The organism is Methylobacterium sp. E-025 (assembly GCF_022829705.1).
Lineage (GTDB): Bacteria > Pseudomonadota > Alphaproteobacteria > Rhizobiales > Beijerinckiaceae > Methylobacterium.
In genome coordinates this window covers 1-3,317 of record NZ_JAKSYR010000026.1, presented here as the reverse complement: position 1 = coordinate 3,317, position 3,317 = coordinate 1, and the positions used below count along the sequence as shown (strand labels likewise).

Sequence of the window (3,317 nt, the reverse complement as noted above, 5' to 3'; positions counted from 1 at the left end):
CCGCCGCACGGTGACGAGCGTCCTGCGCATCCTGGGTCGTGCGCAGGAGCGACGGTTCGTGAACGTCCATCGCATACTGTCCGCCTCCCGCCCACGCCGATCGTAGCATCCTCCGCCAACCTGCCGCGAAGGAGACCTTTGAAGGGTCCGAGAAGGGTCGCAAGCAACTTGAGTGAATTTTCGATAATCCGACCGTTTTCTGGACGTATGTAGCTACGTACGGTAGGGTCCGAGAAGGGTGGCTACTGGATAAGCTAATAGGTATAATTAAATCTATGATTGCCTCACGAATTAAAATCCCTCATCCAACTTGCAACTTCATTCACCGGTAAAGGGCGAGCGAAAAGGTAGCCCTGCACCTCGGCACAGGCTGTCGATTGGAGCTGGCTGAGTACAGCTTGCGTCTCGACGCCCTCGGCTACAACGCGATGGCCAAGATGCTTCGCCATCGAGATCATCATGGTCACCAGTGAGAATTGGCGTGGATCGGTATCGATGTCACTCATAAAAGAGCGATCGATTTTTACGACATGGACCGGCAGCCGCTGTAGATAGGATAAACTACTATACCCGGTGCCGAAGTCGTCGATCGCTAAACGAATACCGGCAGCAGCCAGCTCATTAAGCTGGCTCAGGGCTTGCTCTGCATCGTTCATTACTGCCGTTTCGGTGATCTCAAGCTCAAGGAACTCGGGTGGTACTCGATGGCGCGCCAGAACCTGACTGACGCGGGCCGCAAAATCAGCTTCGTGCAAGTTGGTGGAAGAGATGTTGACCGAAATGATCAGCTCCAAGCCCATCTCTCGCCACTGCGCCAGCTGTGAGACAGCAGTCTCCAGCACCCAGGCTGTTGTTGGTGTTGCCAGGGCCATGCGCTCGATCAGAGGAATGAACTCACCTGGAGCGATCGACCCGAGCGTCGGATGCGTCCACCTCATCAAAGCTTCGGCGCCCACACAACGTCCGGAGGCGAGATCCACGCGAGGCTGGTACGCGAGAGAAAACTCTGAGGGCTTCTGTAACGCTGCCTCGAAATCCCGCAGCAGCATGAAGCTTCGTCGGAAGGCGTTGTCCGAGGTGTTTGAATGGATCTGAAAGAGCTTGCCTGTCGCACGAGCGTCCTGAGCTGCTCCCTGGGCAATCCTCAAAATGTCGCTCGGGGGTAGCTCTCCCAGGATAAAGGGAGCGATCCCCAGCGCGACGGTGCCAATCATATCCGGCCCGCCTAGCTTTCGGAGCTTCTGAGTCTGCGTTCTCAAAAGATTGACGTAGGCAAATTCGTTCATGCTTTCGGGTGCTAATGCCGCTAGCTGTGTACTTCCGATATGATATGCTTTTCGATGCGGCCCAATCAAGGACCGAAAATTGCGTGCTGATATTCTGACGAGATCATCGATAACGGCCGAGCCCATGACGCGTACAGCATGGTTCATCTGCTCAACAGAGATCAAATCAACAACAATCACGATATTTTTCGCTTTTGTTGTATCATTACGAGCCAGATCGCTAAGGTCATCGAAAAACTGTGTTCGGTTCGGAAGCTCACTGATCGGATCAATGCGTCCGAAGGCATGCTGCAACTCGATCTGCGACATTACCATAGCGGCGAGATCGTGAAGGGCCGTTAGCTCAGAGGGCTCTGCCTGTCGCGGGGATGTTCCGAGCACACACATGGCGCCAAGACCGAAACCGTCGCGCGTCATGAGTGGAACCCCAGCATAGAAGCGTATTCCAGCTCTTGCCAAGACGCTGTCGTGATAACAGGGATCTGTGAGAAAGTCCTCGATCACCAACAGGTCGCGACTCTCGGCCACTTCAGCACATGGTGCCTTCTCACGTGGGATCGAGCTGTGTTCTACGCCGACCCGCGACTTGAACCATTGTCTGTCGCTATCGGTGAGAGAGATAGCTGCGATTGGCAGGTCGAAAATCTGGCTTGCCATTCGCGTGATACGATCGAAGTTCTCCCCCGGTGACGTGTCAAGGAGGTCTAATCTGTGAAGCGCGTCTAGACGGTTGCTTTCTTCAGCCGACACCATCGGTTGATACTCCTGACTAAACCGCTAGATTGACCACGCCTCGAAACCACCCGGTATGAGGCGGCTGAAGACAGACTTTGCTACAAATGATAGCTAGGATTAGTTTTTTATAGCACCACAAAGTGCCGACAGGAAATTTCTATAGCGTCACACAAGTTGATTTCAAATTAATATCAAATGATGTACAAGGATAAAATATGATCATATGCTATTTTTGGGGGGGCGCAGATTTAGTCATTAGGCTGAGATAGCAGGAACTGGAGAGCTATAAGCCTGCTTTCATGCGACAAAAACGCCCAAGGCCCGCAAGGCATTCCCTAACTGATCGTTACTTGCTGAAGCGTCCTCGTAGCGCCCTGCGATGTTTGCAATCGGGCGCCCAATTCGGCGGATCACCTCACGCTCGAATGAGATAAAGCCCTCGATCTCGCCGCGCACATCGCGAATGGGACGGCAATCGATCTCGGCGCGATATCGTGTTCCATCACCTTTGTAGTTCGTTAGGTAGCCGTGGAAGCGCTCTCCCCTTTTCAAGGCATGGTGGAAGACGTCGAGCGTCGCCCTGCGCGTCTCTCGACCTTGCATGAAGCGTGGGCTCAGACCGACAATCTCGTCTGGATCGCGTCCGACCAGCTTCCCAAAGGCTGGGTTGACGTAGGTGATGATCGGCCCAGGCGGCTCAAGAACGGCCTCCGTAATGACGATACCAACAGGAAGATCCCGGCCAAAGGCACGGATTAATTCGACGATTGTCATATTGGTTGGGCGATCACCTTCTTGAAAGCCGTAGCTCACTATCGTCCAATCGTAGAGCTGACAAAGACGTTCCCCAAGGGTTGATGGAATACGAAAGGCCGAGGATAACCGCGGCTGCCCTGTAAATCATCGGATCTTCGTCAGTCGGGGAAAAGCGATCCAATCAAGATATATTTCCTAGACCCTTCTGTGTCGGATATCCGAACGTTTTTCCGACGAGAAGGTGGAGCGGCTCGTTGACGGCTCACCGCAGCTTGGTTTCTGTCGGGAAAATATGACGGGTTTTCTATTGCGGATAAAACGCACCTGAATCACTATCCCGACATGCTCGTCGGATATGCCCGCGTCTCCACGCTCGACCAGAACCTCGACCTCCAGCGTGATGCGCTGACCAAGGCCGGGTGCGAGAAGCTGTTCGAGGAGAAGAAGTCCGGCAAGGCCGGGACCAAGCGGCCTGAGTTCGAGGCGGCGCTCGCCTACCTGCGACCCACCGACGTGCTGGTGGTGTGGAAGCTCGATCGG

3 protein-coding genes are annotated in these 3,317 nt (G+C 54.2%); 1 reads left to right on the top strand and 2 read right to left on the bottom strand.

All coding sequences use genetic code 11. From position 1 onward, the window contains the following. Window positions 1–284: 284 nt before the first annotated feature. Window positions 285–2,039: a putative bifunctional diguanylate cyclase/phosphodiesterase gene (locus tag MKK64_RS01845; RefSeq protein ID WP_243932016.1), complete on the bottom strand. Its 1,755-nt coding sequence runs from the start codon at window positions 2,037–2,039 to the stop codon at window positions 285–287. Between the two features lie 279 nt (window positions 2,040–2,318). Next, complete coding sequence (locus tag MKK64_RS01840; protein ID WP_243932015.1) at window positions 2,319–2,834, bottom strand: PAS domain-containing protein; 516 nt, start codon at window positions 2,832–2,834, stop codon at window positions 2,319–2,321. 285 nt (window positions 2,835–3,119) lie between these two features. Here MKK64_RS01840 and MKK64_RS01835 point away from each other — a divergent pair. Beyond that, on the top strand, window positions 3,120–3,317 hold a 198-nt coding region (locus MKK64_RS01835), incomplete at its 3' end, for a recombinase family protein (RefSeq protein WP_243932014.1).

Excerpts from the sequence above, each read along its gene's own strand:
- MKK64_RS01845 (WP_243932016.1), bottom strand. The coding sequence starts at position 2,039 with ATGGTGTCGGCTGAAGAAAGCAACCGTCTAGACGCGCTTCACAGATTA.